Source organism: Lactobacillus sp. A27 (assembly GCF_016742815.1).
Classification (GTDB): domain Bacteria; phylum Bacillota; class Bacilli; order Lactobacillales; family Lactobacillaceae; genus Lactobacillus; species Lactobacillus gallinarum.
On the sequence record NZ_JAEHNT010000075.1, the window covers coordinates 1 to 1285 of the forward strand.

2 protein-coding genes and 1 pseudogene are annotated in these 1285 nt (G+C 33.0%); 1 reads left to right on the top strand and 2 read right to left on the bottom strand.

Annotated features, from left to right (window positions below):
* Positions 1–265, top strand: a pseudogene (locus tag JEM49_RS08635) (IS110 family transposase); the annotation flags it as partial.
* A 269-nt stretch (positions 266–534) separates the two neighbouring features.
* On the opposite strand, the gene JEM49_RS08640 reads toward JEM49_RS08635, so the two are convergent.
* Both JEM49_RS08640 and JEM49_RS08645 read right to left on the bottom strand, forming a co-directional pair.
* Positions 535–894: a DUF6176 family protein gene (locus JEM49_RS08640; RefSeq protein WP_089146053.1), complete on the bottom strand. Its 360-nt coding sequence runs from the start codon at positions 892–894 to the stop codon at positions 535–537.
* 4 nt (positions 895–898) lie between these two features.
* Positions 899–1195 carry a MazG-like family protein gene (locus JEM49_RS08645; protein ID WP_201874650.1) on the bottom strand — a complete coding sequence of 99 codons (297 nt, stop codon included), beginning with the start codon at positions 1193–1195 and terminating at the stop codon, positions 899–901.
* Positions 1196–1285 lie beyond the last annotated feature (90 nt).

Sequence of the window (1285 nt, forward strand, 5' to 3'; positions counted from 1 at the left end):
TATTACTAAACATGGCAATGCAGTCGCACGTAAGTTGCTTTATCGAGCTATTGGACAAATTGATAATGCAGCTAAGACAAATCCGTGTCATATAGCAGATTATTATGAAAGCAAAAAGCTATCCTCTCAAACCAAAGGGTTCAAAAAGATAGCTATTGCTTCAATTCATAAACTAATCAGAACCATTTATGCTCTGATTATCAATGATCAACCATATGATTACAACGTAGCCACACATAATCAAAAAGACTTTAGCCGTAATTAATTGATCAAGTACATTATAACGCTAAGCCCAAAAATCAGATATGGATCTGGGCTTATTTGTCGTGTCTAACTAAAAAAATAAATCGACACTAAAAGATGTTTAAGTTGAAATTTAAACAAAAAATGAAGCCAAACTTCTTATTATGCTTGACTTTACGTAGAAAAACCTCCGTTATGTTTTTAAAAATTCTATCCACGTTTCATCATATCAAAGACTTACATTATACGGCAAGTGCGTGTTCTGAGCATTCTGTTTATTTTCTGGAGATGTTATTTATCATTTTTGATAATTTTCATCACGCTTGGTGCAATTAAGCTTTGTTCCAAAACTAAATCAACTGGCTTATAGTCAGGATCAATACATTCATCCCAATATTCAAGGTGCTTTTTGTCGATATAACTCTCTGACTCTTCGACCGCACTACCATTTTCGCCCTGTACTGAATACCAATAAAAGTATGTATAACCATCCTCATTTTCATCTTTAAAAACAGTTTCGACATACATCTTTTCACCGGACATCGTGGCTACGGTATCTTCATGATGGCTATTCAAAAAATCCATCCATTCTTGAGCTTTCGCTTCTTTGCCTTTTTTGATACGAAAACGTGTTAATTCGACTTGTGTCATTTTATTATCCTTCTATCTTTTTACCATCTATATATTTTCTTTTGGCATTGATTTTCATCTTCTTAACAACATCTTCACCTAAGTCGCTGCCTAGCATTTCAGAAATCCCTAAAAGAAAAATAGCAACATCAGCTAATTCTTCATTTATGTTGTCATGATCGTCTTTTAACCAAGCTTGAAATAATTCATTGACTTCACCATACAGTAAAAGTAACTCAAATTTTACATCGGTAGTATTAAATCCATGATTTTTCTTATTCTCGATAACTGCTTTTTGTAATTTCTGCGTATCAATAATCAAACTAGTATTCCCCTTTATCTTTTTACTACGTCATTCATCACAACTTCTAGTTCATCTTCCAAACTCATGTCAATCGTGAATTTCTTTTCG

Bases quoted from the DNA above. Each gene is read 5' to 3' on its own strand.
- JEM49_RS08640 (WP_089146053.1), bottom strand. From the start codon at position 894: ATGACACAAGTCGAATTAACACGTTTTCGTATCAAAAAAGGCAAAGAA.